We start from the raw sequence: 25932 nt of genomic DNA, 5'->3' as shown, positions 1-25932 counted from the left end.
GTTTGGAACACACAGGAACCGTCCCCTTGTGTTGGGAACCGTCCCCTTGTGTTGTGTGTTGCTTGTGTCTGTCTTGAAGATTTGTAAGCAAATAGAAAATCCATGGAATGCCTCAAAAGCAAACCATGGATTTTTTGTTTTTAAATAGAGTACTAAGCCCTCTTAGAAGCTGGTATGATCATGTTAAGAGTTCCATTTAATACCACTCCAACTATGGCAGCCAAGCTTAAACCTGTAATTGAAACAGTTTCATTGATCTTTATACCAATATTAATACCGGTTATATTTTGGAAATAGGATCCCCATAAGCCTAATACTAATACTACAAGCATCACAATAACATTTATTACATTAAATTGTACCTTATTATTTTTGATGGTTTGCACACCAACAAGAGCGATCATTGAGAATAGCATCATGCTTATTCCACCCATAACTGGAGTAGGTATAGTTCCAAGGAAGCCACCGATCTTGGCTACAAACCCAAGAACTATAGCGAATACTGCTGCTAATCTTAATATAGAAGGATCATAATTCTTTGTAATGGCTAGAACTCCAGTGTTCTCACCATATGTTGTATTGGCAGGTCCTCCTATAAAACCAGCTAATAGTGTAGCAAGTCCATCACCAAGAAGTGTTCTATTTAATCCAGGATCTGTTATAAAATCTTGGCCAACAACTTGTCCGTTTGTAGTTATATCACCAACATGCTCCATAAAAACTGCCAGAACCACTGGGGCTAGCACTGCTATTGCAGAGACACTGAACTTTGGCAGTGTGAATGCTGGAATTGCAAACATAGGTGCATTTACAAAGGAAGATGGGTCTACTTGTCCAATAATCTGTGCTACAACGTAACCTACTACTACTGCAATTAGTATTGAAAGCTGCTTTATAAAGCCTTTACCAAAGAAGCTTATAACCAGGGCAGTTCCCAGGGTTATTATGGCAAGTAGGAAGTTACCACTGGCCATATTAAATGCTACAGGAACAAGATTTAATCCGATAACAATGATCATTGCTCCTATTACGTGAGATGGCAAATATCTTCTTATAAAATCCATTCCTATTTTCTTAATTAAAAATGACATTAACACATATATGAGACCTGCAACTAATATTCCACCTTGAGCATAGGATAAATCTCCACTATGTGCTTCTTTAACGGCTATGATTCCACCAATGAAGGCAAAGGAAGAACCTAGGAAAACAGGTACTTTTCTCTTTGTAACTGCGTGAAATATAAGGGTACCTAGCCCTGCTGAAACCAATGCAACAGATGGATTTAACCCTGTAAGAATAGGCACCAATACAGTAGCTCCAAACATTGCAATAAGATGTTGAAGTGCTAGAATCACTCTCTTTGATAAAGATAGCCAATTGTTGATTTCTGCGCTTTTGACTCCAAGTTTTGATGACACATTTTCTGACATAAAAAAACCTCCTTAATTTTTAAAATTGAGGAGAAGAGTATGCACTATTCTCCTTTTTAGCCTCACAGGACTAATTTAAAGGTGTTGCTATTCAGGATAATTAAAAACCAATAAAAAATGACTTCCTGCGTCAGCAAGAAGTCACACGAATTCCATCACTATGTGAAAATACTTTCCATGATTATCTTGCCAGCCTCACAGGACTGATTTAAAGATATTTAATTATGCTGCTTATGAAATATTAACACGTTTATAAGATAATTGCAATAAAAATAAATATTAAATAAAGTAGTCATAAAAAATTATCAGAGCAAAAGAATTCTGTATTTATATTGTATTGGATTATTGAAAATACTAACCTCTACTATTAATTTTGAAAATGTAATTTCCATATCATACTCTTATCAGAGTGGAATTTAGTTTTTCATTCAAAGATAGTAATAAATTAATAAAAAAAACCATTGTCTAGGCAAAATATAGATGATATAATAAAGAAGGCAATGAGAATCATTGTCAAATGTTAAATTAAATCAGTAATTGTTTAACAAAGTTTTCATAAAGGTAAAGCGAAAGTTAAACGGAGTGATATAATGAGTAATAGTGAATCGATGGAATTGTATTTAGAAACCATTCATATATTAGAGAAAAGCCATGGTCATGCCCATGGGGTTGAAATAGCAAAACGCTTGGGAGTATCAAAGCCAAGTGTATCGAGGGCGATGAATTATCTAAAAGAAAAGGGATTGGTGAATAAAGAAGCCTATGGCACTATCACTTTAACAACTAAGGGTAAGGAGCTCTCCCGACAAGTATATACCAATCATAAATTAATATCACTATTTCTTGAGGATTCCCTTGGATTAACAGTAAATGAAGCCGATGAAAATGCATGTAAAATGGAGCATGTTCTAAGTGATAGAATGCTGGAAGCTATTGAAGTATACTTACACAAAAAGAAAATTAAAATAAATAGGTAAAAGCTTGGAGGTATATATATGGAGAGTATTATAAGTAATAAAGGTATATCTAGAATTTTAGACAAAACCAAAGGATTGGGTGGTCCGGCAATGAATCTAGCACAAGGAAGGATTAATACGGAGTATGTTATAAAGGAAATAAAGACAAATGACGAAGAACTTAAGAGCTTTTTATTTACCTTAGGCTGTTATGAAGGAGAACTAGTAACTGTAATCTCTATACTAGCCGAGAACTATGTTATTTCAGTTAAGGATGCAAGATATAGTATAGATCAAGATTTGGCTGAAGCTATTATTGTATAGCTTTTGTTTTGGCAACAAAGTTAACTGAGGTTAACATTTTTATATAACTTAAGAATTACATAATGTTTTTATCTCAAAAAAGTTAGCCAAAGCTAACAATCCCACAAGAATTTAGGAGGTTAATATTCATGAGTATGAAAGAACAGATAAAAGTAGCCCTAACGGGGAATCCCAATAGCGGAAAAACTACTTTGTTTAATGCAATTACCGGTAGAATTGAACAGGTAGGTAACTGGGCAGGCGTAACCATTGAGAAGAAGGAAGGAGATATAAAGAAAGGGCTTAATAAATCAAATGTCCAAATAACAGCTGTAGACCTTCCAGGTGCCTATTCAATGTCTCCCTTTACTTCTGAGGAAAGCATTACAAGCGGTTTTGTTAGAAATGAAAATCCAGATGTAATTATTAATATCGTTGATTCAACCAACCTGAGCAGGAGCTTATTCTTTACAACCCAACTTCTTGAATTAGAGATCCCAGTAGTGGTTGCTTTAAACAAGTGTGATTTGTCCAAGAAGAAAGCTACTAATATAGATGTGGATAGCTTATCTAAATTATTAGGTTGCCCTGTTGTGGAAACTGTATCAACAAAGGGAAATAATAATGGTTTAGAGGATCTAATTTCTACAGTAGTAGAGGTAACTGGTAAAACCCAAACTGCACCCTTTGATAGTAAAGGTGTAAATATGGCAGATCAAAAATCAGTAGAAGCTTCAGACAAAAAACGATATGAGTTCGTCAAGGAAATTGTATCAAAGGTAGAGGAAAGAAAAGTAATTAGTAGCAAACAAACTAAACAGGATGCCGTTGATAGAGTTTTAGCCCATAAATGGCTTGGAATTCCTATTTTTGCATTGGTTATGTGGGTGGTTTTTTCCATATCCCAAGCCCATTTAGGGCCCCTTCTAGCAGATACATTTGTTGGCTGGATTGATTCATTCTATGCTTGGGTAGAAGGATCCCTTGGTGATGGTGTATCACCTGTACTTTCTTCAATTTTATTAGATGGTATTATTGGTGGAGTTGGAGCTGTTGTAGGTTTCTTACCACTGATCATGGTATTATTCTTCTTATTAGCATTACTGGAAGACTGTGGTTATATGGCTCGTGTAGCTGTTGTTATGGATCGATTCTTCAAGAAGGTTGGGTTATCAGGAAAATCAATTATCCCAATGATTGTTGGTATAGGTTGCTCTATACCTGGTGTTATGTCGACAAGGACCATTAAGAATGAAAGACAAAGAAGAACCACAGCAATGTTAACACCCTTCATGCCTTGTGGAGCCAAACTTCCAGTTATCGCATTATTTGCGGGTGTCTTCTTTAATGATGCAGCATGGGTGGGAGTCACCATGTACTTCGTAGGGATTGCAATCATCATTTTAGGAGCGCTATTGGTAGTAAGAATTACTGGCGAAAAAAATGCAAGGTCTTTCTTTATTATGGAACTACCAGAGTATAGATTTCCAAGTATTAAGAGAGCTGCAGTTTCTATGCTTTCAAGAGGTAAAGCATTTATAATTAAAGCGGGGACTATTATATTACTTTGTAACGCAGCTGTACACATCATGCAAACCTTCAACTGGCAATTCCAAGCGGTTGCTGAAGGTGCAGAAAACACAAGTATTTTAGCCAGTATGGCATCACCCTTCGCCATTATACTAGTGCCCTTAGGCTTTGGTGCATGGCAGTTGGCAGCAGCAGCAATTACAGGCTTTATAGCAAAAGAGAATGTTGTTGGAACCTTGGCTGTAGTATACGGTATTACAAACTTCATTGATACAGAGGAATTAGCTCTTGTTTCAGGTAGTGCAGACGTTGCTCAAATAATGGGCTTAACATCGGTGGCAGCATTAGCCTACTTAATGTTTAATTTATTTACACCCCCTTGTTTTGCAGCTATTGGTGCTATGAACTCTGAGATGGAGAATAAGAAGTGGCTATGGGGTGGTATTGCCTTCCAATTTGGTATGGGTTATGTTGTGGCCTTTATGACTTATCAAATAGGTACTATGATAACAACTGGGGCTTTAGGCAGTGGTTTCATACCAGGTTTAGTGGCAGTGGCATTGATGATTGGCTATGTTGTATATCTTGTGAGAAAAGGTGATGAAGTAGCCAAGAGAAAAGTAGCCTTAAGTTCTTAAGGAGGGAATTATGTCAGATATAATTGTTATTCTAGTTATCCTAGCAATAGTAAGTGCTTCTATTACTAAGATTGTTATTGAAAAGAAAAAAGGGACCAAATGTATTGGTTGTCCAGCAGGCGGAACAAGTAAAAATACTTGTGGTTGTAACACCCACAAGTAGCATACTGATTGAAGCAATAATGCACCCGAGGGAGTTTATCCTCGGGTTTTTTACGTAACCTAAGAAGGTTCCAGTAACCTCTAGAGTATAAACTGATAAATAGGTATGAATACATAGAGGGTTGCTTTATTACAGAGGCTAGTGCAGTTGGAAATTCTAATAAAGTAGTTTAATAAATGATGTATGGATTAAAATTACTTCAAGTATTACAGTATATGGATCTGTTATTGGATACCATTTCTATATTTTACTATTGCATTTTCAAGAATATCAAGTATAATAGTTATGATAGAATAATTATTACAACATAACTAAATAGTGCTACGATAATATCCTCTTTTATAATATATGGATAGTGATAGCTATAGTAAAGAAATGGGAGGGCTTCTATGTTAAGTCAAAGTGAAAAACTGGGAAAAGAAAAAGTATCTACACTACTACTAAAAATGTCATTACCCGCTATTATTGGGATGATGGTAAACAGTCTATACAATGTTGTAGACACCATCTTTATAGGACGTGGAGTAGGTCCTATGGCCATTGGTGGATTAGCCATTGCCTTCCCCATCCAGATGCTAACGATGGGTTTTGCTCAGCTGGTTGGAATAGGTAGTGCTTCAGCTGTTTCAAGAAACTTGGGTGCCAACAATACAGAAAGAGCAGATCATGTTGCAGGTAATGCCTATGTGTTAATCATTGGTATTAGCCTAATATTTGCTACAATCGGTTTATTGTTTACAGATACATTTTTAAAGGTTTTTGGAGCTACACCTGGACTGATGCCCTTTGCAAGAGACTATATTAGAGTGATATTTTTAGGAAGTGTTTTCTTCTCTTTTACAATGGCAACACAGTATCTCATACAAGCAGAGGGTAACGCTAAGATAGCCATGACTTCAACATTAATAGGAGCTCTACTAAATATAGCCCTTGATCCGCTATTTATATTTGGACTGAAGGCTGGCATTAAAGGAGCTGCCTATGCTACCATTATTTCTCAGTTTGCTTCTTTTGTATTCATTATCAGCTATTTATATAGTGGTAAGAGTTCCCTTAAAGTAAGGCTGCATCACCTAAAACCAAGGCTAGAAATCATACGTGAAATTTTTGCTGTCGGGGCTTCAGCTTTTACAAGAAGCACCACCAATACCATATTCTCAATAGTTATAAACAATTCCTTAAGGATTTATGGTGGCGATATAGCCATCACAATATTTGGAATTGTAAATAGAATTATTGCCTTCCTCTTCTTACCGATTATGGGTGTTGTTCAAGGAATGCAGCCTATTGCTGGTTATAATTATGGGGCAAAAAAAATAGATCGGGTTAAGGAGGTTGTAAAGCTATCCATTATAGCCTCTACAGTTATAGCTATTTTGGGTTGGATTATGGGCCAATCTTTCCCACAAGTAATTATTATGGCATTTACTGACGATGATAGCATTATCACCAAGGGGGCCTTTGTTTTTCGGATGGTTATAGCAATGATTCCATTCTTGGGTCTCCAGTTTGTTGGGGCTACTTTATTTCAGGCCTTAGGGAAGGCAGTGCCAGCTTTGGTGTTATCCTTGCTAAGACAATTTACACTTCTAACACCTCTCATTCTTCTACTTCCTAGGCTGTTTAACCTTGGTCTTATGGGGGTATGGGTATCCTTCCCAGTAGCAGATATACTAGCTGTTATTATAACGGGGTTTCTCCTTAAACATGAAATGAGGAAAATAAATAAAGAGATGGCTTTATAAGAGAATGCAGATCTACCGTAGCAAGGTAAAGAAAATAACGAATATGGAGGTTTTTATTATGGATATTTTGGTGAAGCCCTTAGGGGCTCTGCTAAAAATGATTTTTGATCTTATTGGTAATTATGGCTTGTCGATTATTGTATTTACAGTAATTGTTAAACTGGCAATGTTGCCTTTAACAATGAAACAAACAAAATCAATGAAGAAAATACAAGAAATACAGCCACAGCTCAAAGTTCTACAAGAAAAATATAAAAATGATCAAGAAAAATTAAATATTAAATCAGTGGAACTATATAAAGAAAATAATGTGAGTCTCTATGGAGGCTGTTTACCTTTATTAATACAATTGCCTATTATCATCGCCTTGTTCACTGTTTTAAGAAATCCTATAGATTACGGATTTACTCAAGAAGCTATAGAAGGGGGATTCTTATGGATAGCTAATTTATCATTAGCTGATCCATGGATATTACCCTTTATAGCAGGCTTTACCACCTATTTAACAAGCACCACAACATCAGATACAAGTAATCAGCAGAGCTCGACCCAAATTGTAACAAAATATATTATGCCAGCTATGATATTTTGGTGGGGTAGAAGCTTTCCAGCCGGGTTAACTTTATATTGGGGCATAAGTAACCTATTCCAACTAGCTCAACAATTATTTATCAATCAATACTTTTTAAATCAAAAGGAAATATCAACTAATTAGCATAACGTTCTAAAGTGGATGTAGAGGCGCAATAACCATCTTAACCTCAAAGGAATAGTATATTAGAAAAGATATTTTGGAGCTGATTAAATGTTATTGGCTAATAGCTTTGCAAATTTAGTTCTTAATATTTGGACTTTTGTGATATTGACATTTATGTTTACCTTTATAATAATCCTTGCTCCCCAGCTAAGGGATTATTCATTATCATTTCTGGCGAGATTAAAAAGGAAATTTAAGAAATCTGATGTTAAAGAAAACAAAGAGACAGGGTTAGAGGAGATCATAAAGGCTGCGGGCTAATCTTTCTTTCCAGTGTTGAAGTTATTAATTTATGAAATATAGAATATATTTCAATATAAAGAAATTCAACCTTGTAGGGGGAAAGATGGATAAATTAGATCGCTTGTCTAAGATTTTTTATTCAGCTGAAGAAATACCCTTTGATGATTCATCGAGAATCATCTTCATGAGCGATTGCCATAGGGGTAATGGAGATTGGGCAGATACCTTTTCAAAAAATCGAAATATTTTCTTTGCTGCACTAAGTCACTATTATAGGTAGAATTACACATATATCGAGTTAGGTGATGGGGATGAGTTGTGGCAAAATAGTAGACTTTCTGACATCATCTATGAGTATACCGATATCTTTCAGCTATTTTCAAAGTTTTACCATGAAGACAGGCTCTATTTTATTTATGGAAACCATGATATCGAGAAAAGATACTATAAATTCAAAAGAAAAATGATTAACAAATATATAAGTGAAAGGCAAAAAAGGTACAATAAACTATATAGACAAATAAAGGTTCATGAAGGCTTAATTTTAAAACATAGATTAACAGAAGATAAAATTTTTCTAATTCATGGTCATCAAGTTGATTTTTTAAATTATGAATTATGGAGTTTAAGTAAATTTTTAGTAAGATTCCTATGGAGACCTTTAGAGGCCTTTGGGGTAAATGATACTACTCGAACTGCCAAAAACTACAAGAAAAAAGAGGCAGTGGCCAGAAGACTGACCCAATGGGTAATAAAAGAGAAGCATATGCTGATTGCAGGCCACAATCATAGACCCATGTTTCCTGAAATTGATGAACCACCCTATTTTAATGATGGTAGCTGTGTACATCCCCAAGGCATTACCGGTATAGAAATTACTGATGGGAGTATTTGTCTAGTAAAATGGAGTGTTAAAACTAAGGATGATGGGATATTGTACATTGGTAGAGACCTGCTTGCAGGGCCTAGAAAGCTAAAAGAGTACTTCTCTTCTAACTGTATAAAAAAAGAGGAAAAAGAGCAAATAAAACAGAAAAATCCTTAACCAATCAATGATGTAATAATAAAAAAGAACAATCTATGGTAATTATCTATAGATAGTTCTTTATTTTGTTTATTTACATTGGTATTAGCCTATTATTTAGCCTGAGATTCTTGATATATGGATTTGTTTTTAAGAATCTCTTTTTTAAAGATGGTAAAGAAGATAGATGTACCAATAAGATAAAATAGAATTGTGAAAATATAGGGAGTGTTATAGGTGAAGATCCCCATAATTCGGCCACCCAGAAAAATTCCTAAAGCCCGTGACAAATTATTCAGCATAGCTCGCATAGCGCTCATCAAAGGTCGATGGTGGTCATCCACTATATGCATAGAGATATTCCGAATAAGGGGTTGTCCCATATTCATCAACGAACTTCTCAGGAAGAAAGCTATGGCTACAATAACGATGCCTTGAGGAAGTCCAATGGCAATCAGTAAAGGAATACTTAAAAGCTGTGTTGCAACAATGGTTTTATAATTTCCTATACGACGACTTAAGAAGGGCACACTAAGGCCTCCAAAGACTGTTCCTAGCTGAGCGAAACTAAGGATTAACCCCACTATACTATCGGTGGTATCCAACATATATTTTAGATACACACCAAAGAAAGGAACCACAAGGCCAGCTCCTAAACCAATGAAACCAGTATAGGATAGAAATAGGACATTAACTTTGGTAAAAAACCCATTGAATTCTCGAAGGTTCAATTTCTTAGTCACTACAACAGGCTTTGGCTTTAACCTACTAAGTGGAAATATAGCAATAAGACTGATAATACTTATAACAATAAGGGCATATCGTATAGAAATGGCACCAGCACCTACTTTTTCTGAGAAGTAATCTGCTAAAAATCCTGTAAGTAAAGAACCCGTCATGAAAGCAGCATTCCTTGTGGCGAAGGTCAAACTGAAGGCGTGAACTCTCTCCTCTATGTCAGTTTGATTGTAGATAAAAGGCGACTCTACAGTCATCATGGCGGCCTGGCCAAATCCAAAGACCACAGCCATTACCTTCATCAGATTAACATTCTCCACTAGAACAATGAAAATACTGCTAAGGCCGACGGTAATAAGCCCCAGCAAAAGGGTTTTTTTATGGTCGATTTTCTCTGCAAGAATGGCAATAACAAAAGCCATTATACCTACTGAAAATCTTCTTAAAGAAAGGATTGTACCAACAATGCTTTCGGAATAGCCCAGCTCCTTTACATATATACCGAAAAAGCCATTAAAGGAGGCAGAGGTAAGGCCATATAGAAAAACAACGAATATGAATTTTTTTATGATTGGGTTTAAATTTCGATAGCTCATAGATAAATTATATAATTTATAAGACAGAAAAGCAAAAGAAAATTCAGCTTTACTAAATATTTGATTACAGAAATTAATTCTGTTATAATCAGCTCTTAAACATTAAAGGAGGAAAAAGAAAAAACTTCCTTGCCAGCTAGAGTTCAAAGGAAATATCCAACGACTGATAAATATGTTATAATAATGATTTGTGAGGTGAGAACATGAAAAACAAAGGAATTTTATATATGATCATATCAGCATTTTTCTTCTCAGTGATGGCAGCTTCCGTTAAGAGTGTGCCTAATTTACCATTGACAGAAAAGATGTTCTTTAGAAACTTTATAGGCCTTTTGGCTGTTTCTATAACTCTGATTAGAACAAAAACCAGCATAAAAGTACATCAGCCCTTGTGGATGCTTTTACGGGCAATTCTAGGCCTTTCAGGTGTGGGGTTATACTATGCTGCCCTTGAAAGGCTACCCCTGGCAGATGCTGTTATTTTAAATAAACTATCTCCCTTCTTCGTTATGATTTTTGCAGTGGCCTTCTTAAAAGAAAGAATTAAGACTGGGCAGAAGCTAGCCATTTTGGTGAGTCTATTGGGGGCGGTAATTATCATTAAACCAACCTTCGACATAACCATCATCCCAGGGCTACTCGCCCTTTTATCTGCTGTTTTTGCAGGTGCAGCCTACACCATTATTAGAAAGCTGTCCGCAACCGACAAACCCATTGTCATCATTTTTTACTTTTGTTTGGTATCCAGCATCCTGCTCATACCCTTTATGATGATTGAAGGGGTGGTTATGCCATCTCTAACAGAATCTTTAGGCTTATTAAGTATTGGTATTTCAGCATTTCTGGCCCAGTTTTTCATGACAACGGCCTACAAGCTTGCCCCTGCTTCAGAGCTTTCTGTATACACCTATATTAATATCCTATTCTCAAGCCTATGGGGTATTGTTTTATGGTCAGAAATACCTGATTTTTTATCCTTTTTAGGAGGGGCCTTAATTATAGTAGCTGGTATCATCAACTATTATGTTACAGCTAAAGCAAAAGCCGTAAGCAGCCTTTCGGAATAGATAGCTAGGTTTTCTTTTCATATATATAGGAGTAAAAAAGTCAGCACTACCCCCTAAAAGGATATTAATATAACTAAAAAGGGATGAGTGAATAAGAATGGAAACAAGATTATTTCAAGAGGATAAAATAACTGAATTTCAAAGAAAACTTCTCCAATGGTATAAAAACCATCAAAGGAAAATGCCTTGGAGGGGAAGTTCTTCACCCTATGAGATATGGGTATCTGAAATCATGCTACAACAAACTAGGGTAGATACTGTGATTCCCTATTACAAACGCTTTATCGATAGGCTCCCCAACCTAAAGGCATTGGCTGAGGTAGAAGACCATCAACTATTAAAGCTTTGGGAGGGTTTGGGGTATTATAGCAGAGTTAGAAATATGAAGGAAACAGCAAAATTCCTGATGGAAAAGCATGCAGGGGCTTTCCCCAAGAGGGCAAAGGAGCTTATGGAATTAAAGGGAATTGGAGAGTATACTGCTGGGGCAATTGCTTCCATATGTTTTGGAGAAAGGGTGGCTGCAGTAGATGGAAATGTCTTAAGGGTGATGGCTAGACTAACTGGCAGTACAATGGATATTAAGGATGCTAAAGTGAAAAGGGAGATTATCCATCAGGTTAAGAGTCTACTTCCAGCAGTTGATATTGGAAATTTTAATCAAGCTCTAATCGAGGTTGGAGCTATCATTTGCAAACCCAACTCTAAGCCAGATTGTTTTAACTGCCCCATAATAGCTGAATGCATAGCCTATGAAAAGGGATTGCAAAATGAAATACCCATTAAATCACCAAGGGCTGAAAAAAAACAACAGGAAATAACGGTATTACTGATGGAGCATAAGGGTAGATTTGCCATCAAGAAAAGAACACATTCCAAGCTGTTAAAGGATCTATGGGAATTTCCCAATATAGAAGGAAAAAAATCAAGTGTAGAGTTAACCAAGCTGTTAAAGGAGTGGGGCTTGAAGGTTATTGAGTGCCAACCATTAAAAAACTCAAAGGCCATCTTCACCCATATACAATGGATTTTATCTGGATATTATTTAGCTGTTGAAGAAGTACAAGATATGGAAAGAGACTTGATGTGGGTTACCAAAGAGGAACTCCTTAGAGAGTACTCTATGGCTTCGGCCTTCAAGGAATTTCGAAGGCAATTAATTGATGGATTTGATCCAACTACAAATGAATCTATATAAACCAATATTCATGACCAGCTCTCTAATAAGCTGGTCATTATGCTTTTACCTCAATAGATTCTAGTTTAAGGGTTGTTGTATAATAAATCAGTGTACTATAATAGAGGTAGGCTTAAAAAACATAAAAAAGATAAAACAAAAAGGATGAATCTAATGATTGAAGAGTTGTTTAGAAATATTTTCCGCTGTGAGGTTCCCCTTCCCAATAATCCCCTTAGGGCTTTAAACAGTTATGTAATCAAGGGGGAGGATGAGAACTTAATTATTGATACGGGTTTTAATTGTAAAGAAAGTCAAGAAGCCTTTATAAAGAACTTAATAGAGTTGCAAGTGGATATTCCAAAATCTAAGGTGGTAATTACTCATCTTCATTCCGATCATTCTGGCCTTGCCCATTTGGTTTTTAAAAGGGGAGGGCAAATCTATATGAGTAGGGGAGATGGAGCAGCCACCAAAGGATTGATGAAGGAGGACAATTGGATTGCTATGAAGAAACAATTGGAGGCCTTTGGGCAAAGGGTAGAAGGTGGCTTTTTTGATAAACACCCCGGGAGACTCTATGCCCCTAATGAAGATTTTGATTATACCCCAATAGAAGAGGGAGAAACTATTTCAATAGGGGATTACAAGCTGGAGATTATTGCAGTACCAGGCCATACCCCCCATATGATTAATTTATACGAGCCTCAACACAAAATCTACTTTTCAGGAGACCATATTTTAAACCCTATTACTCCTAATATTGGCTTTTGGGGGTTTCAGTACCCAGTAATTCTTAACCAGTATATCCATAGCCTTAAAAAGATTTCCTCTTTAGATATAAATCTCACTCTCCCATCCCATAGAAATGTTATTAGAGACCACAGAGGGAGAATTGATGAATTAATTGCCCATCATGAGATTAGACTTCAAGAGGTAGAAAATATTTTGAGGGAGGCAGAAAGATCTATGACAGTGGTGGAAGTAGCAGAAGGAATGAGTTGGAAAATTCCCTTTGATTCATGGGCCAGCTTTCCCCCACCTCAAAAATCCTTTGCCCTAGGGGAAGCCATGAGTCATTTAGAGTTTTTAGTTTATAAAAATAGAGCTACTTTGAAGAAGGAAAAAGGATTACTCCTTTTTAGTGTTTAAACTAAACAAGAAGAAAATTGCCTATAATAGGAAACGGATACCTATTATAGGCAATTTTATGTTTTATAAGCTTCACCTGGCTTTTATTGAAGCAATAAAGGAGCTTAGGGGAATTGTTGATATTAAACCAATACTTCCGCATAAGGAACGAAGAATTTCTTCTGAGATAAATTCTAGGTTTATGGCATCTATAAAAGAAACCTCCATAGTGGTAAAAAGTAAAAAAATCGGTAATGAAGCACCTGCATATGCTAGAATTAGTGTATTAGCCATTGTTGCCATCATGTCCTTTCCCACATTAAGTCCTGATTTAAAAAGGGATTGTGGAGTAGTTGTGGGGTATTTATCCTTCATTTCAAATATGAAGGAGATAATAGACATGCTCACATCCATAATGGCCCCTATTGCTCCAATAATAATTCCACTAAACAAGAGGCCACGGTAATCTATTTTAATATTTGAATAGCTTATAAAGGTTTGAATAGTATCCTCAGAAACACCTGTTAAGGCCATAAGATTGCCAAAGTGATATGCAAATAAACCGGCAATTACTGTCCCACCTATCGTACTAATTATTGCACAAAAGCTTTTTCTGCTAAATCCACCAATAAGAATAAAGTTGATAAGGATAGCTAAGGATGCAGTCAAAATTGAGGCCAATAAAGGATTAAATCCTTTTAATATCAAGGGAACTAAGCAGAATAGAATTAGTATTAATGTTAATGTCAATGAAACTGCTGCTCGTATCCCCTTAAATCCTCCAAAGATAATCAATAAGGAGATGAAGATAACGGCTAGTACTTTTAACACTCCTCTTCTTTCTACATCATACAAACTCACAGAATCTATTCTGTCATCCAACAATTGAACGCTAACAATGATAGTCATCTCTTTTCTTAATGAAACATCAGAGCTTGTTCCTTCTATAGGTAAATGATTAAAATCAATAGTTTTATTTTCATAAGGACCATCAATAAATCTCGCCTCGATTGTATAAATTCTACTCCTATTTTCAATTCTTTCTTTAATATCCGTGATTACTGCTTTATACTTCTCATATTGTCTTACTTCTTCACCATAGCTGTAGTAAACATTAAATCCAAATATTATCATGATCATTAAAAGAATTATGATTGATTTCTTTTCCATTTTATCCTCCTTATAGCTTGTCTTCTTAAAGATAGATATGCTGCATTTGATTAAGTTATGATTCAAATCCACCACAAAATTATCGTATAAATATCCTTTATTGCTTAAAATATATTTTACTTAGTTACTAAGCTGAAGGAGGTCAGATGGCTAAATAAATACAAAATCAAACACTTTACTCTGATTATTTGAGCAAAGTGTTTTTAGTTAAATTAGTTAAATATATTTAAGATACTAGTTAGTAGCTCTATAAAATCTACAAAGTTTTTTTGAAATTATATCAGTCCCAATAATTTTACCCCTTGAGCTACTATAAAGCATACTACAATACCTGTGATAGTTGGAACTAAGAAGGAAACTCCCGTCCATTTCCAGCTTTGGGTTTCTTTACGGATGGTCCAAAGAGTAGTACCACAGGGCCAATGATTTAATGAGAATAGCATTGTACAAACTGCTGTAAGCCAAGTCCAACCATTATCTATGAATAATTGTCTCATTTCAGCTAGGCTGTCTAACTCTAGCATAGATCCCTTTGACATGTAACTCATAATCAAAATGGGAATCACAATTTCATTAGCAGGCAGACCTAATATAAATGCCATCATGATATATCCATCTAAGCCTAATAATCTGCTAAAGGGATCTAAAAATTGTGCGCAAAGAGTAAGTATGCTAGCATCACCAATAGTAATATTGGCCATAACCCAGATAACCAAGCCAGCAGGAGCTGCAATCACAACTGCACGACCTAGTACGAATAAAGTACGATCAAAAACCGAACGAACAATAATTCTTCCTACCTGGGGTTTCCTATAGGGGGGTAACTCTAAAGTAAAGGAAGAAGGTAATCCCTTTAATATGGTTTTAGACAATAATTTTGAGATGAAAAGGGTTATTATAACTCCTAATATGATGGTTGCTAAAACTGCCAAGGTAGCTGCAAATGAACTAAAGGCTCCAGCTGAAGCAGCGATAAATATACTGGCTAAAGCAATTAAGGTTGGAAACCTCCCATTACAAGGAACAAAATTGTTGGTAATGGTGGCGATTAATCGCTCCCGTGGAGAATCGATGATTCTACAGGCTATTATTCCAGCGGCATTACAGCCAAAGCCCATACACATGGTTAGAGCCTGTTTTCCATGGGCACAAGCCTTTTTGAAATAATAATCTAGGTTAAAAGCCACTCTAGGTAGATAACCTAGGTCCTCTAGTAGGGTAAACAATGGAAAGAAAATTGCCATTGGGGGAAGCATTACAGAAACAACCCAGGCTAATGTACGATAAATCCCTAATACAAGAATGTCATGTATCCATACAGGGGTACCAAGCCAACTAAAGAATGAAGTTAGATGACCCTCAATCCAAAATAAGCCATCCGCCAACATAGCTGAAGGAACATTGGCTCCAGCTATTGTAAGCCAAAAAACCAAGCCTAAAAGAGAAACCATAATGGGTATACCAAATAGCCTAGAAGTTAATACACTATCAATTTTACGATCCAACTGATTATAGGCTTCATTTTCTATAGAAACAACTTCCTTACTAATATTTTCTGCAGTCTTAACAATACTTGAAACAATAATATCTCGTAAATCTGCTAGCATAATATTTTCTGCCTTTAGCTTGGTGCCAGCATCCTCTAATTTCATGTGTAACATATTATCCTCCGATAAGTTGTATTTCAGAAAGCTATTGATAGAATCTAAAAGGGTGGTATCTCCATCTATAAGACGAAGAGATACCCATTTACTATTAATCTGATGGCCAACTAACTTATGAATATGAGGATCTACTTCTTCTATGGCCTTTTCAAGGACTTCATCATAGCTTATTTTCGTGGGTGTAGGATTTACTTCGCCACAAGCAACCTTTTCTACCATGTCCTTCAGTTCTTTTAACCCTTTTCCGTTTCTGGCTGTTGTGCCCACTACAGGCACTCCCAGTAATTTAGATAGTTTTTCGAGATCAATCTTAATTTTTTTTCTCTTGGCTTCATCCATCAGATTTACACACACCACAACTTTATTGGTGATTTCTGTAATTTGAAGGACTAAATTGAGATTTCTCTCTAAACAGGTGGCATCTGTAACCACTACCGTTGCATGGGGATTGCCAAAACAGATAAAGTCCCTAGCAACTTCCTCTTCTACAGAATTAGCTAATAAAGAGTAGGTTCCAGGTAAATCAACCAATATATATTTCTGGTTTTGATGCACGTACCTACCTTGGGCATTGGTAACAGTTTTACCAGGCCAATTTCCGGTGTGCTGATTAAGTCCAGTAAGGCTATTAAATACTGTGCTTTTACCGGTATTAGGGTTGCCTGCTAGGGCAATGACTTTGTCATCTGGTGATTCCAATTGAACTTCAAACATTTCCTTTAATGCGCCTGTACCAGTAGATTGTTTCGTTAGACCCATTTAAGATACCTCCTATCTTATTGTTGAATTGACTCAACAAGGATTTTTGATGCTTCTTCGGAGCGTAAAGCAATGACAGCTCCCCTGATTTCATAGGCAATGGGGTCCCCCGCTGGGCTTTTTCTCAAGGATTCTACCGTTGTATCATCAATTAATCCTAAATCTAACATTCTTCTACGAGTAATTCCATTTGCAATAAGCTTTTTTACCTTGCCTAGACAACCCACAGGTAATTTATCAAGTGATATTAAATTCTTATTCATGTAAAAAACCCCTTTCTCATAATTTTTTATAAGGTTATATCATAAATTAGTTGTAGGAAACTTTATTCGCTATACCTAATAACTAAGATATGAAGAATTCGTTAAACTTGTTACATAGAAAATTCTAAAACAGGGGGAATGTAATTTTGAAAAAGAATAAAGAATTTCATACAGTTCGAGGCTATCAAATCCTCAATTCAGAGAATAAGCTCTTAACCTCAAGTATGGAGGATTATTTAGAGATGATTTATAGGACCTGTATAAAGGATGGCTATATTCGAGTCAACCAATTGGCGAGGAAACTAAATGTTAGGCCTTCATCTGCAACCAAGATTGTACAAAAGCTAAGTGAACTGGAATTGATAGTCTATCAAAGATATGGAATTATCCAACTAACCCAAGAGGGGAAAACCATAGGAGAGTTTCTGTTAAAAAGGCATGAAATTATACAAAGGTTTTTGAGGAATTTAGGCATAGAAGAAACTTTGCTGAAGGATACAGAACTAATAGAGCACGATGTAAGCACCCGTACTTTAGAAGTCATAGACTTATTTAATAATTTTCTACAACTAAATCCGGAAATTCAAAAACAGTATGAGGCTTTTAGAATAAAGTCTGACGAATAGAAGGGTATATTATGTTAGAAAGCAATTTAGTAATTAACGGTGTTTATGAAGTATTGAAATGGGTAATTTATAATAGCAATAGAATATACATTTAAAAGGGGAATGGATTATGGATATAACGACAGAAAGATTGTTATTTGCCTTCGGACTTACCTTATTTGCAGGGTTATCTACAGGTATTGGAAGTGCTTTGGCTTTTTACACCAAGCAAACAAACAAGAAGTTTTTATCGGCAGCTTTAGGGTTTTCTGCAGGAGTCATGATTTATGTTTCTATGGTAGAAATTTTTGTAAAGGCAAGGGCCTCTTTGGAAGTAGTTTACGGCTCAACAAAAGGATATTGGGTAACTACCGTTGCTTTCTTTGGAGGGATTGCCTTAATTGCCATCATAGATAAATTTGTTCCTAGTGCAGAAAATCCCCATGAAATCCGGGATGTAAAGGATATGAAGAAAGAAAAGATCAATGACTCTGCTTTGTTAAGAATGGGAATGTTCTCAGCCTTAGCCATTGCAATTCATAATTTTCCTGAAGGATTAGCCACCTTCACCAGTGCTATTCAGGATCCAGCCTTGGGAATCAGTATAGCAGTTGCTATTGCCATTCATAACATTCCTGAGGGGATTGCCGTTTCTGTACCAATATTCTTTGCCACTGGCAATAAGAAAAAGGCATTCTTTTATTCCTTTCTTTCAGGACTGTCTGAGCCCTTAGGAGCTATAGTAGGGTACTTTTTATTGATGAGATTTTTCAATGATGCCATGTTTGGAATTATTTTTGCTGGGGTTGCTGGAATTATGGTCTATATCTCATTGGATGAATTGCTTCCAACGGCTGAAAAATATGGAGAGCATCACATAGCCATTTATGGTCTCATTTCAGGAATGGTTGTAATGGCCTTAAGCCTTTTATTATTTGCGTAAGAATCATAACTTTATCTATACCCCCTGATATTAGGGGGTATTGTTTTGCGTATCTTTAATCCAGCTATGAAAAAACCCTTGCAGATGATCATATAATGGGCCTTCATAAAGGATGTAGTATAATTTGGGGTAAAACTTCTAAAAAAACCTATAAAACTAATTGCAAAATATTGCTGTAGAGAATATAATATAAGTGAACATATGAATATGTGTTCATATATTGAAGGGAAGGTGGTTATATGGGAGATAAGAAGCAGGGGATAGAAACTTGTAGTTGTACAATTATCCATGAGGATGTTGTTCATAATGTAAAGGAATCAATGCCACGGGAAGAAAAGCTCTACGACTTGGCTGAACTATTTAAGGTATTTGGAGATTCCACCAGAATAAAGATAATCTATGCCTTATTTGAATCAGAGATGTGTGTGTGTGATATTGCTGCAGTTTTGGGAATGAATCTATCGGCTATATCCCATCAGCTAAGAATCTTAAAACAATCAGGGTTAGCCAAGTTTCGTAGGGAAGGAAAGATAATGTATTATTCCTTAGATGATGAACATGTTATGAATATTTTTCAGCAAGGCTTTGATCATATCAACCATAAGTAACATAACATAATTTGGTTTGGAGGAAATGGCATGAGCAGAATCATAAAAAAAGAGCTAATTCTAGAAGGCTTAGACTGAGCTAGCTGTACTTCTAGGATAGAAGTAGGCATAAGGGAAATAGAAGGAGTTAAAGAAGTAGCTTTAAACTTCGTTACAAAAACATTAGCTATCGAAATAGTTGACGAGGGTAAGATTGAATCTATTGTTGCTGCTGTCAGAAATGTGGTTAATAGATTTGAACCCCATGTGATTGTCAAGGAAAAGTTCATTGATAAAGCAGCTAAGAAGACCCTAGTGCTGTTGGGGTTATCCTGTGGAAGCTGCGCCTCAAAAATTGAAGATCAATTAAACTCTCTAAAGGGCATTCATAAGGCTTACATTGGCTTTGCAACGGGCAAACTGATTATTGAGGGTAAAGGAAGAGATCTAGAAAGACTTGCAAAAGAAGCAACGGCCATCATAAAGGAAATAGAGCCTGATGTGGAGGTTATAGATGAAGATGAAAAAAACGATGGACATCACCATGACGGACATCATCATGGACATAGCCATGGAGGCGGAGATCATAAAAAAGAACTAATCCCTTTAAGTATTGGAGCCCTACTATTTGCCATTGGACTAATATTTGAAATGTCTACTCCAGTGGAGTTTGGTCTATACTTTATCAGCTATATACTTGTAGGTGGGGAAGTATTACTAAAATCGGGAAGAAATATACTGAGAGGTCAGGTTTTTGATGAGAACTTTCTAATGAGTGTAGCAACCATTGGTGCCTTTGCCATTGGAGAATTGGCAGAAGGGGTAGCGGTTATGTTGTTCTATCAGATAGGAGAGTTCTTTCAGGACCTAGCAATAAATCGTTCTAGAAAATCCATAGCAGATCTTATGGATATTCGTCCTGATTATGCAAATCTAAAGATTGAAAATGATATAAAGAAGGTAGACCCAGAAGAAGTGGCTGTAGGGGACTATATTATTGTTAAGGCTGGAGAAAGGGTGCCCTTAGATGGTGTTGTTGTAGAGGGTACTTCGATGGTGGATACATCGGCTTTAACTGGTGAATCTGTACCCAGGGAAGTGGAAGTGGATAGCAGTGTGCTGGGAGGATTTATTAATAAGAATGGATTATTAACCATCAAAGTGACTAAGGAGTTTGGAGAATCAACGGTGTCCAAAATACTAGAATTGGTACAGAATGCAAGTAGCAAAAAGGCCCCCACAGAGAACTTCATCACAAAGTTTGCAAGATACTATACGCCAGCAGTAGTATATACTGCTTTAGCCCTAGCGGTTATTCCGCCTTTGGTAATTGAAGGTGCCTCCTTCTCAGAATGGGTCTATAGGGCCTTGGTATTCCTTGTTATATCCTGTCCCTGTGCATTGGTTATATCCATTCCCTTAGGATTCTTTGGAGGTATTGGTGGAGCATCGAGAAATGGAGTTCTTGTAAAGGGAGGCAATTACCTAGAGGCATTAAACAATGTAGATACGGTGGTTTTTGATAAAACAGGCACCCTAACAAAGGGAGTATTTAAGGTAACAGAGATACATCCTATGAAGAATATTACCAAAGAAGAATTGTTAGGATACGCCGCTTTTGCAGAGGCTTATTCTAACCATCCCATTGCAACCTCCATCCTGAAGGCTTATGGGAAAGAAGTAAATAAGGAAATAATTGAAAAATATGATGAATTATCAGGTTACGGTATTAAAGTACAAGTGAAGGGTAAGGAAATATTAGCAGGTAACATAAAGCTTATGGATAAAGAAAAGATTTCCTATAAACAGGTTGAGGCCATTGGTACCATTGTATATCTTGCTATTGATGGAAGCTTTGCGGGCTACATCATCATTTCCGATGAAATTAAGGAAGATTCTCAAAATGCAATTAAAGGACTAAAGACTATCGGGGTTAAAAAGACTGTTATGCTAACGGGAGACAGCAAAGAGGTGGGAACGAAAGTGGCCCATCAGCTTGGTTTAGATGAAGTGTATGCAGAGCTGTTGCCAAATCAGAAGGTTGAAAAGGTGGAGCTATTAGAAAGACAGAAATCATCAAAGGGGAAGCTAGTCTTTGTAGGAGATGGCATTAATGATGCCCCTGTGTTGGCTAGAGCAGATATTGGTGTTGCCATGGGAGGCTTAGGCTCCGATGCAGCTATTGAAGCCGCCGATGTTGTATTAATGACGGATGAGCCCATGAAGCTGGTTAGTGCTATCAAAATTGCAAAAAGAACAAAGGCAATTGTGTGGCAAAACATTATATTGGCCTTTGGGGTAAAGGGAGTGGTATTGCTCCTTGGAGCTGGTGGTCTGGCAACCATGTGGGAAGCTGTATTTGCCGATGTGGGGGTAGCATTACTTGCCGTATTGAATGCCATGAGGGTACTGAATGTAAAGGATCTATAAAAGCAACTGTTATACTAAAAAACAACTAAGGACTGATATTGTTCATCGGACCATAGTTGTTTTTATTAGTGAATGATTAGTTCTAATTTCTATACATTAAATCTAAATAATATTACGTCTCCATCCTTAACAATATATTCCTTACCCTCTAGCCTTACAAGACCCTTTTCCTTGGCTGCAGCATTACTGCCACAGCTTACAAGGTCGTCATAAGCAACGACTTCAGCTCGAATAAAGCCCTTTTCAAAATCCGTATGGATTTTACCAGCAGCCTGAGGGGCTTTTGATCCCTTCTTAATAGTCCAAGCCCTTACTTCCTGAGGGCCGGCAGTTAAATAACTGATTAAGCCTAAAAGAGAATAAGAGGCCTTCACTAACCGGTCTAAACCTGATTGCTTTAAACCTAGCTCTTCAAGAAACATTGCCTTTTCTTCTTCCTCTAGCTCGGCAATCTCTGCTTCGATTTTTGCACAGATCACAACAACCTCTGCATGATCTGTTCTGGCAAACTCCCTTAGCTTTTGTACGTGGGGATTATTTTGTCCGTCATCAGCAACCTCATCCTCTGCCACATTGGCCACATAAATGATGGGCTTCATAGATAGAAGACCAAAATCCTTTACTAAATCTGCTTCTTCCTCAGAATATTCTAGGCTTCGGGCAGACAAGCCCTCCTCAAAGGCAGCCTGTAATCTTTTTAATAGGTCTAACTCAGTAAAAAGGCTTTTATCAGTCTTTGCTAATTTCTCAGTTTTTTGTATTCTTCTTTCTATCATTTCAAGATCTGAAAAGATTAATTCTAGATTAATGGTTTCGATGTCTCGTAAAGGATTAACGTTTCCGTCAACGTGGGTGATATTGTCATCTTCAAAGCATCGAATTACTTGAAGTATAGCAGCAACCTCACGGATATGGGATAAAAATTTATTTCCTAAGCCTTCACCCTTGCTAGCACCTCTAACCAAACCAGCTATATCATAGAACTCTATAGCAGCAGGTATAACCTTTTGAGATTGGTGTAAATCCCTTAGAAACTTTAAACGTTCATCTGGTACTGCAACCACCCCAATATTGGGTTCAATGGTACAGAAGGGATAGTTGGCAGATTCAGCTCCTGCCTGAGTAATTGCATTAAATAAAGTACTTTTACCTACATTAGGCAAACCAACGATACCTAGCTTCATGTATATCTTCCTCCTATGTGGCTTCAATTTGTCCATATACACATAGATAAAAGTATAACCTAAAGTAGAATTTTTAGCAACAGTTTATGGACAATCATCATATTTACATCATATTTATCAAGCCTTTATGAAGAGGTTAAGTAAAATAGAGAATATAAAACATCCAATCCATCATATTGCTTTGATGAAAAATGCTTCTAAAAATGATATAATAGATTAATTAATTTGTCTATTAATGTAGAAATTGAATATTAGATCAAGGGTTTATTTGAAAAGGAGATGAACAGATGGCTATAAAAGTAATTGTGGATAGTACCTCTTACATACCAAAGGAAATCATAAAGGAGTATGATATCACGGTTTTACCACTAAGTGTGGTTTTTGAAGATTGTGCTATTAAGGAAACTGAAATCACCAATGAGGAATTCTATAATAAGCTGGATAAGGTACAAACCATTCCAAAATCCTCTCAGCCATTGGTGGGAGAGGTATATGGCATTTTTGAGGAAATTATTAATAATGGGGATGAGATACTAGGAGTTTTTATTTCCTCGGAAATGAGTGGAACCTATAGCACTGCCCATATGGTAAAGGAAATGATTATGGATAAATATCCTGAAGCTAGTATAGAACTTATTGATTCTAGGTCCAACTGTATGCAGCTTGGCTATGCAGCCATAACAGGGGCTAAGGGGGCAAAGGAAGGAAGGGCTTTAAAGGATGTAGTTGTGATGGTTAAGGAAAATATCAAAAGAAGTAAGTTTATCTTTACCCCTCAAACCCTAGAATACTTGAAAAAGGGAGGAAGGATAGGGGCTGCCCAAGCATTATTAGGTTCTTTATTGCAGTTGAAGCCAATCTTAACTGTAGCTGATGGTAAAACCGATGTAATCACAAAGGTGAGGAGTACTAAGAAATCCATAGAAAAGATGATAGAGATATTTTCTGAAGATGTAAAGAAATATGGACTTGGTGAAGTGATTATTCATCACATCAATTGTGAGGAAGAAGCCCATAAGATTGCAACGAAGGTTAAGGATATAGTAGGAAGAGTTGTCGATATATGTCCCATAGGACCTGTTATTGGGGTTCATGTAGGCCCCGGTTCCTTAGGAATAGCCTATTATACAAAAGAAGAGATCAAATAAAATCAATAACTCTATTTTGAAGTTCTCAAGTGTTGCTTTGAGTCTTTAGTCTAGGAAGAGTAACGTCATAAAATTCTGGTATGTAAAAACCGTGTTCCCTAATGAACACGGTTTTTAACTAGTTTATTAGATTCTTATGGTTATACGATACAGAAGCAACCATTTAACAAGTGTTACATAATTCATCATACAAATTACAAAATACATTGACTTAAATATACAGGATGATTATAATGTATATAAATGCATTTAAATGTATAATAACACACATATAATGGTTAAAATTACGATTCATATAGTATATGATTAAAAGGAGAAGGAGGGATGTCAAATGGGTAGCTTCAAATTAAAATATGGGAATAGGGAAGTATTAGGGATGGTATCTGATATGAATTTTATGGGCTTAATTGAGAGTAAGGGGCTAAGCCACCATCAAACTGAAAAAGAGGTTGTACTCAATGCGTTAAAGAATCCCATTGGAAGTCAAAGGCTTAAGGAAATTGTTGTTGCTGGAGAAAAAATCTGTATTGTTATATCGGATATTACAAGGGCATGGCAAAAAATGAACTTCTATCTCCCTTATATCATAGAAGAGCTGTATAAAGGGGGAGTAAGGGATGAGGACATTACCTTTCTTTGTGCCACAGGATCCCATCGTCGTCAAAGCAGAGAAGAACACTCTAAGCTTCTGGGAGAGGAACTTTATCAACGCTTTAAGGTAATCGACCATGACTGTAGAGATCAGAAAAATATGATTCATGTGGGAAGGACAACCTATGGAACTCCAGTGTGGATTAATAAAATAGCAATGGAAAGTGATCATATAATATTGACAGGAGCCATTGTATATCATGACCTAGCAGGTTGGAGTGGTGGAAAAAAATCCATACTTCCTGGAATTGCCTCCTATGAAAGCATTATGGCAAACCATGGTCTCTCCCTTAGTAAAACCATAGGGGGAGGGATTCATTTGAAGGTAGGCTGTGGAATTGCAGCTGAAAACCCCATCCATATGGATATGCTGGAGGCAGCTGCTATGGTGAAGCCCTCCTTTATGTTTAATGTAATCATGGATGAGAAGGGTAATATTGGCCAAGCTGTGGCAGGCCATTATATAGAGGCCCATGAAATAGGGCGAGAAAATGTAAATGAAGTAGATGGGGTTTATATAAAGGGAAAAGCTGATTTAATCATAGTATCAGCTGGCGGATATCCAAAGGATATAAACCTATATCAAGCTTCAAAGGCCTTAAGTAATGCTAAGGAGGCTGTGAAAAAAGATGGAACCATTATTTTGTTGGCTCAATGTATTGAAGGCTTTGGAGATGCAGAGGTGCGAGACATTATACAGAACTATAAGGATAATTACTCACGAGAAGTAGCCTTAAGAGCTGATTATACAATTGCTAAATATACAGGATTTTTAATTTCAAAAATAGCTGAGGATTATAAAGTAATTCTCGTTTCGGAGCTTAATCCACAATCCTTAGAATCCATTAATATACAAATAACCACTACCTTAGAGGAGGCTCTTTCAATAGCTAAGGAAAAAACTAAAGAATCACTTAAAACTTATATTATGCCTTATGGTGCCAATACACTACCTAAACTTAATGATTTTTTGTAGGTTCTAGGGTTATATTGTATTTATACTTTTTGATGGTCTGAGCCCTTCTAA

General features: G+C 36.4%; 24 protein-coding genes. 18 read left to right on the top strand and 6 right to left on the bottom strand.

The window, feature by feature from the left end; all coding sequences use genetic code 11:
* Positions 1-152: 152 nt before the first annotated feature.
* The gene (locus tag F8153_RS14160; RefSeq protein WP_151867012.1) at positions 153-1433 is read right to left on the bottom strand and encodes a uracil-xanthine permease family protein; all 1281 of its coding nucleotides are present in this window, start codon (positions 1431-1433) and stop codon (positions 153-155) included.
* Between the two features lie 590 nt (positions 1434-2023).
* Here F8153_RS14160 and F8153_RS14155 point away from each other — a divergent pair.
* From F8153_RS14155 to F8153_RS14120, 9 genes are all read left to right on the top strand, one after another.
* Complete coding sequence (locus tag F8153_RS14155; protein ID WP_151867011.1) at positions 2024-2410, top strand: metal-dependent transcriptional regulator; 387 nt, start codon at positions 2024-2026, stop codon at positions 2408-2410.
* Between the two features lie 18 nt (positions 2411-2428).
* Positions 2429-2713, top strand: a complete 285-nt coding sequence (locus tag F8153_RS14150; protein ID WP_330577800.1) for a FeoA family protein — start codon at positions 2429-2431, stop codon at positions 2711-2713.
* A gap of 128 nt (positions 2714-2841) precedes the next feature.
* Positions 2842-4860 (top strand): ferrous iron transporter B, encoded by a 2019-nt coding sequence (gene feoB, locus F8153_RS14145; protein WP_330577799.1) that lies wholly within the window; start codon positions 2842-2844, stop codon positions 4858-4860.
* Between the two features lie 10 nt (positions 4861-4870).
* The gene (locus tag F8153_RS14140; RefSeq protein WP_151861443.1) at positions 4871-5023 is read left to right on the top strand and encodes a FeoB-associated Cys-rich membrane protein; all 153 of its coding nucleotides are present in this window, start codon (positions 4871-4873) and stop codon (positions 5021-5023) included.
* 389 nt (positions 5024-5412) lie between these two features.
* Entirely contained in the window at positions 5413-6768 is a 1356-nt protein-coding gene (locus F8153_RS14135) for an MATE family efflux transporter (protein ID WP_151867010.1), read from the top strand.
* 58 nt (positions 6769-6826) lie between these two features.
* Complete coding sequence (locus tag F8153_RS14130) at positions 6827-7483, top strand: YidC/Oxa1 family membrane protein insertase (RefSeq protein WP_151867009.1); 657 nt, start codon at positions 6827-6829, stop codon at positions 7481-7483.
* Between the two features lie 90 nt (positions 7484-7573).
* Positions 7574-7786, top strand: a complete 213-nt coding sequence (locus tag F8153_RS14125) for a hypothetical protein (protein WP_151867008.1) — start codon at positions 7574-7576, stop codon at positions 7784-7786.
* An 85-nt stretch (positions 7787-7871) separates the two neighbouring features.
* Entirely contained in the window at positions 7872-8048 is a 177-nt protein-coding gene (locus F8153_RS16670) for a hypothetical protein (RefSeq protein ID WP_330577798.1), read from the top strand.
* Positions 8049-8084: 36 nt separating this feature from the next.
* Complete coding sequence (locus F8153_RS14120; RefSeq protein ID WP_330577797.1) at positions 8085-8813, top strand: metallophosphoesterase; 729 nt, start codon at positions 8085-8087, stop codon at positions 8811-8813.
* A gap of 92 nt (positions 8814-8905) precedes the next feature.
* On the opposite strand, the gene F8153_RS14115 is transcribed toward F8153_RS14120, so the two are convergent.
* Entirely contained in the window at positions 8906-10126 is a 1221-nt protein-coding gene (locus F8153_RS14115) for an MFS transporter (protein ID WP_151867007.1), read from the bottom strand.
* 203 nt (positions 10127-10329) lie between these two features.
* Here F8153_RS14115 and F8153_RS14110 point away from each other — a divergent pair, with 203 nt between their 5' ends.
* From F8153_RS14110 to F8153_RS14100, 3 genes are all read left to right on the top strand, one after another.
* Positions 10330-11193 carry a DMT family transporter gene (locus F8153_RS14110; protein WP_151867006.1) on the top strand — a complete coding sequence of 288 codons (864 nt, stop codon included), beginning with the start codon at positions 10330-10332 and terminating at the stop codon, positions 11191-11193.
* 97 nt (positions 11194-11290) lie between these two features.
* Complete coding sequence (gene mutY / locus F8153_RS14105; protein ID WP_151867005.1) at positions 11291-12391, top strand: A/G-specific adenine glycosylase; 1101 nt, start codon at positions 11291-11293, stop codon at positions 12389-12391.
* Between the two features lie 153 nt (positions 12392-12544).
* On the top strand, positions 12545-13522 hold the full coding sequence (locus F8153_RS14100) for an MBL fold metallo-hydrolase (protein WP_192929831.1): 978 nt from the start codon (positions 12545-12547) through the stop codon (positions 13520-13522).
* 72 nt (positions 13523-13594) lie between these two features.
* Here F8153_RS14100 and F8153_RS14095 read toward each other — a convergent pair whose 3' ends face one another.
* The 3 genes from F8153_RS14095 to F8153_RS14085 form a co-directional block, all read right to left on the bottom strand.
* Positions 13595-14671, bottom strand: a complete 1077-nt coding sequence (locus F8153_RS14095) for a YibE/F family protein (protein ID WP_151867003.1) — start codon at positions 14669-14671, stop codon at positions 13595-13597.
* 275 nt (positions 14672-14946) lie between these two features.
* The gene (feoB, locus tag F8153_RS14090) at positions 14947-17094 is read right to left on the bottom strand and encodes a ferrous iron transport protein B (protein WP_151867002.1); all 2148 of its coding nucleotides are present in this window, start codon (positions 17092-17094) and stop codon (positions 14947-14949) included.
* A gap of 17 nt (positions 17095-17111) precedes the next feature.
* Positions 17112-17357: a FeoA family protein gene (locus F8153_RS14085; RefSeq protein ID WP_151867001.1), complete on the bottom strand. Its 246-nt coding sequence runs from the start codon at positions 17355-17357 to the stop codon at positions 17112-17114.
* A gap of 146 nt (positions 17358-17503) precedes the next feature.
* On the opposite strand from F8153_RS14085, the gene F8153_RS14080 reads away from it, so the two are divergent.
* From F8153_RS14080 to F8153_RS14065, 4 genes are all read left to right on the top strand, one after another.
* Positions 17504-17983 (top strand): metal-dependent transcriptional regulator, encoded by a 480-nt coding sequence (locus tag F8153_RS14080; protein WP_243136990.1) that lies wholly within the window; start codon positions 17504-17506, stop codon positions 17981-17983.
* Between the two features lie 109 nt (positions 17984-18092).
* Positions 18093-18905 carry a zinc transporter ZupT gene (zupT, locus tag F8153_RS14075; RefSeq protein ID WP_151867000.1) on the top strand — a complete coding sequence of 271 codons (813 nt, stop codon included), beginning with the start codon at positions 18093-18095 and terminating at the stop codon, positions 18903-18905.
* A 239-nt stretch (positions 18906-19144) separates the two neighbouring features.
* Positions 19145-19513 (top strand): ArsR/SmtB family transcription factor, encoded by a 369-nt coding sequence (locus F8153_RS14070; RefSeq protein ID WP_151866999.1) that lies wholly within the window; start codon positions 19145-19147, stop codon positions 19511-19513.
* A 96-nt stretch (positions 19514-19609) separates the two neighbouring features.
* Positions 19610-21922 carry a heavy metal translocating P-type ATPase gene (locus F8153_RS14065; RefSeq protein ID WP_279237139.1) on the top strand — a complete coding sequence of 771 codons (2313 nt, stop codon included), beginning with the start codon at positions 19610-19612 and terminating at the stop codon, positions 21920-21922.
* Between the two features lie 89 nt (positions 21923-22011).
* Here the strand turns inward: F8153_RS14065 and ychF are convergent, their stop codons facing one another.
* Complete coding sequence (ychF, locus tag F8153_RS14060; protein WP_151866998.1) at positions 22012-23106, bottom strand: redox-regulated ATPase YchF; 1095 nt, start codon at positions 23104-23106, stop codon at positions 22012-22014.
* A gap of 287 nt (positions 23107-23393) precedes the next feature.
* Here ychF and F8153_RS14055 point away from each other — a divergent pair, with 287 nt between their 5' ends.
* Positions 23394-24254, top strand: a complete 861-nt coding sequence (locus tag F8153_RS14055; RefSeq protein ID WP_151866997.1) for a DegV family protein — start codon at positions 23394-23396, stop codon at positions 24252-24254.
* A 331-nt stretch (positions 24255-24585) separates the two neighbouring features.
* Positions 24586-25881 carry a nickel-dependent lactate racemase family protein gene (locus F8153_RS14050; protein ID WP_151866996.1) on the top strand — a complete coding sequence of 432 codons (1296 nt, stop codon included), beginning with the start codon at positions 24586-24588 and terminating at the stop codon, positions 25879-25881.
* The last annotated feature ends 51 nt before the right edge of the window (positions 25882-25932 follow it).

Source organism: Alkaliphilus serpentinus, from assembly GCF_009017255.1.
GTDB lineage: Bacteria > Bacillota > Clostridia > Peptostreptococcales > Natronincolaceae > Alkaliphilus_D > Alkaliphilus_D serpentinus.
This window is presented reverse-complemented; position numbering and strand designations above follow the sequence as displayed.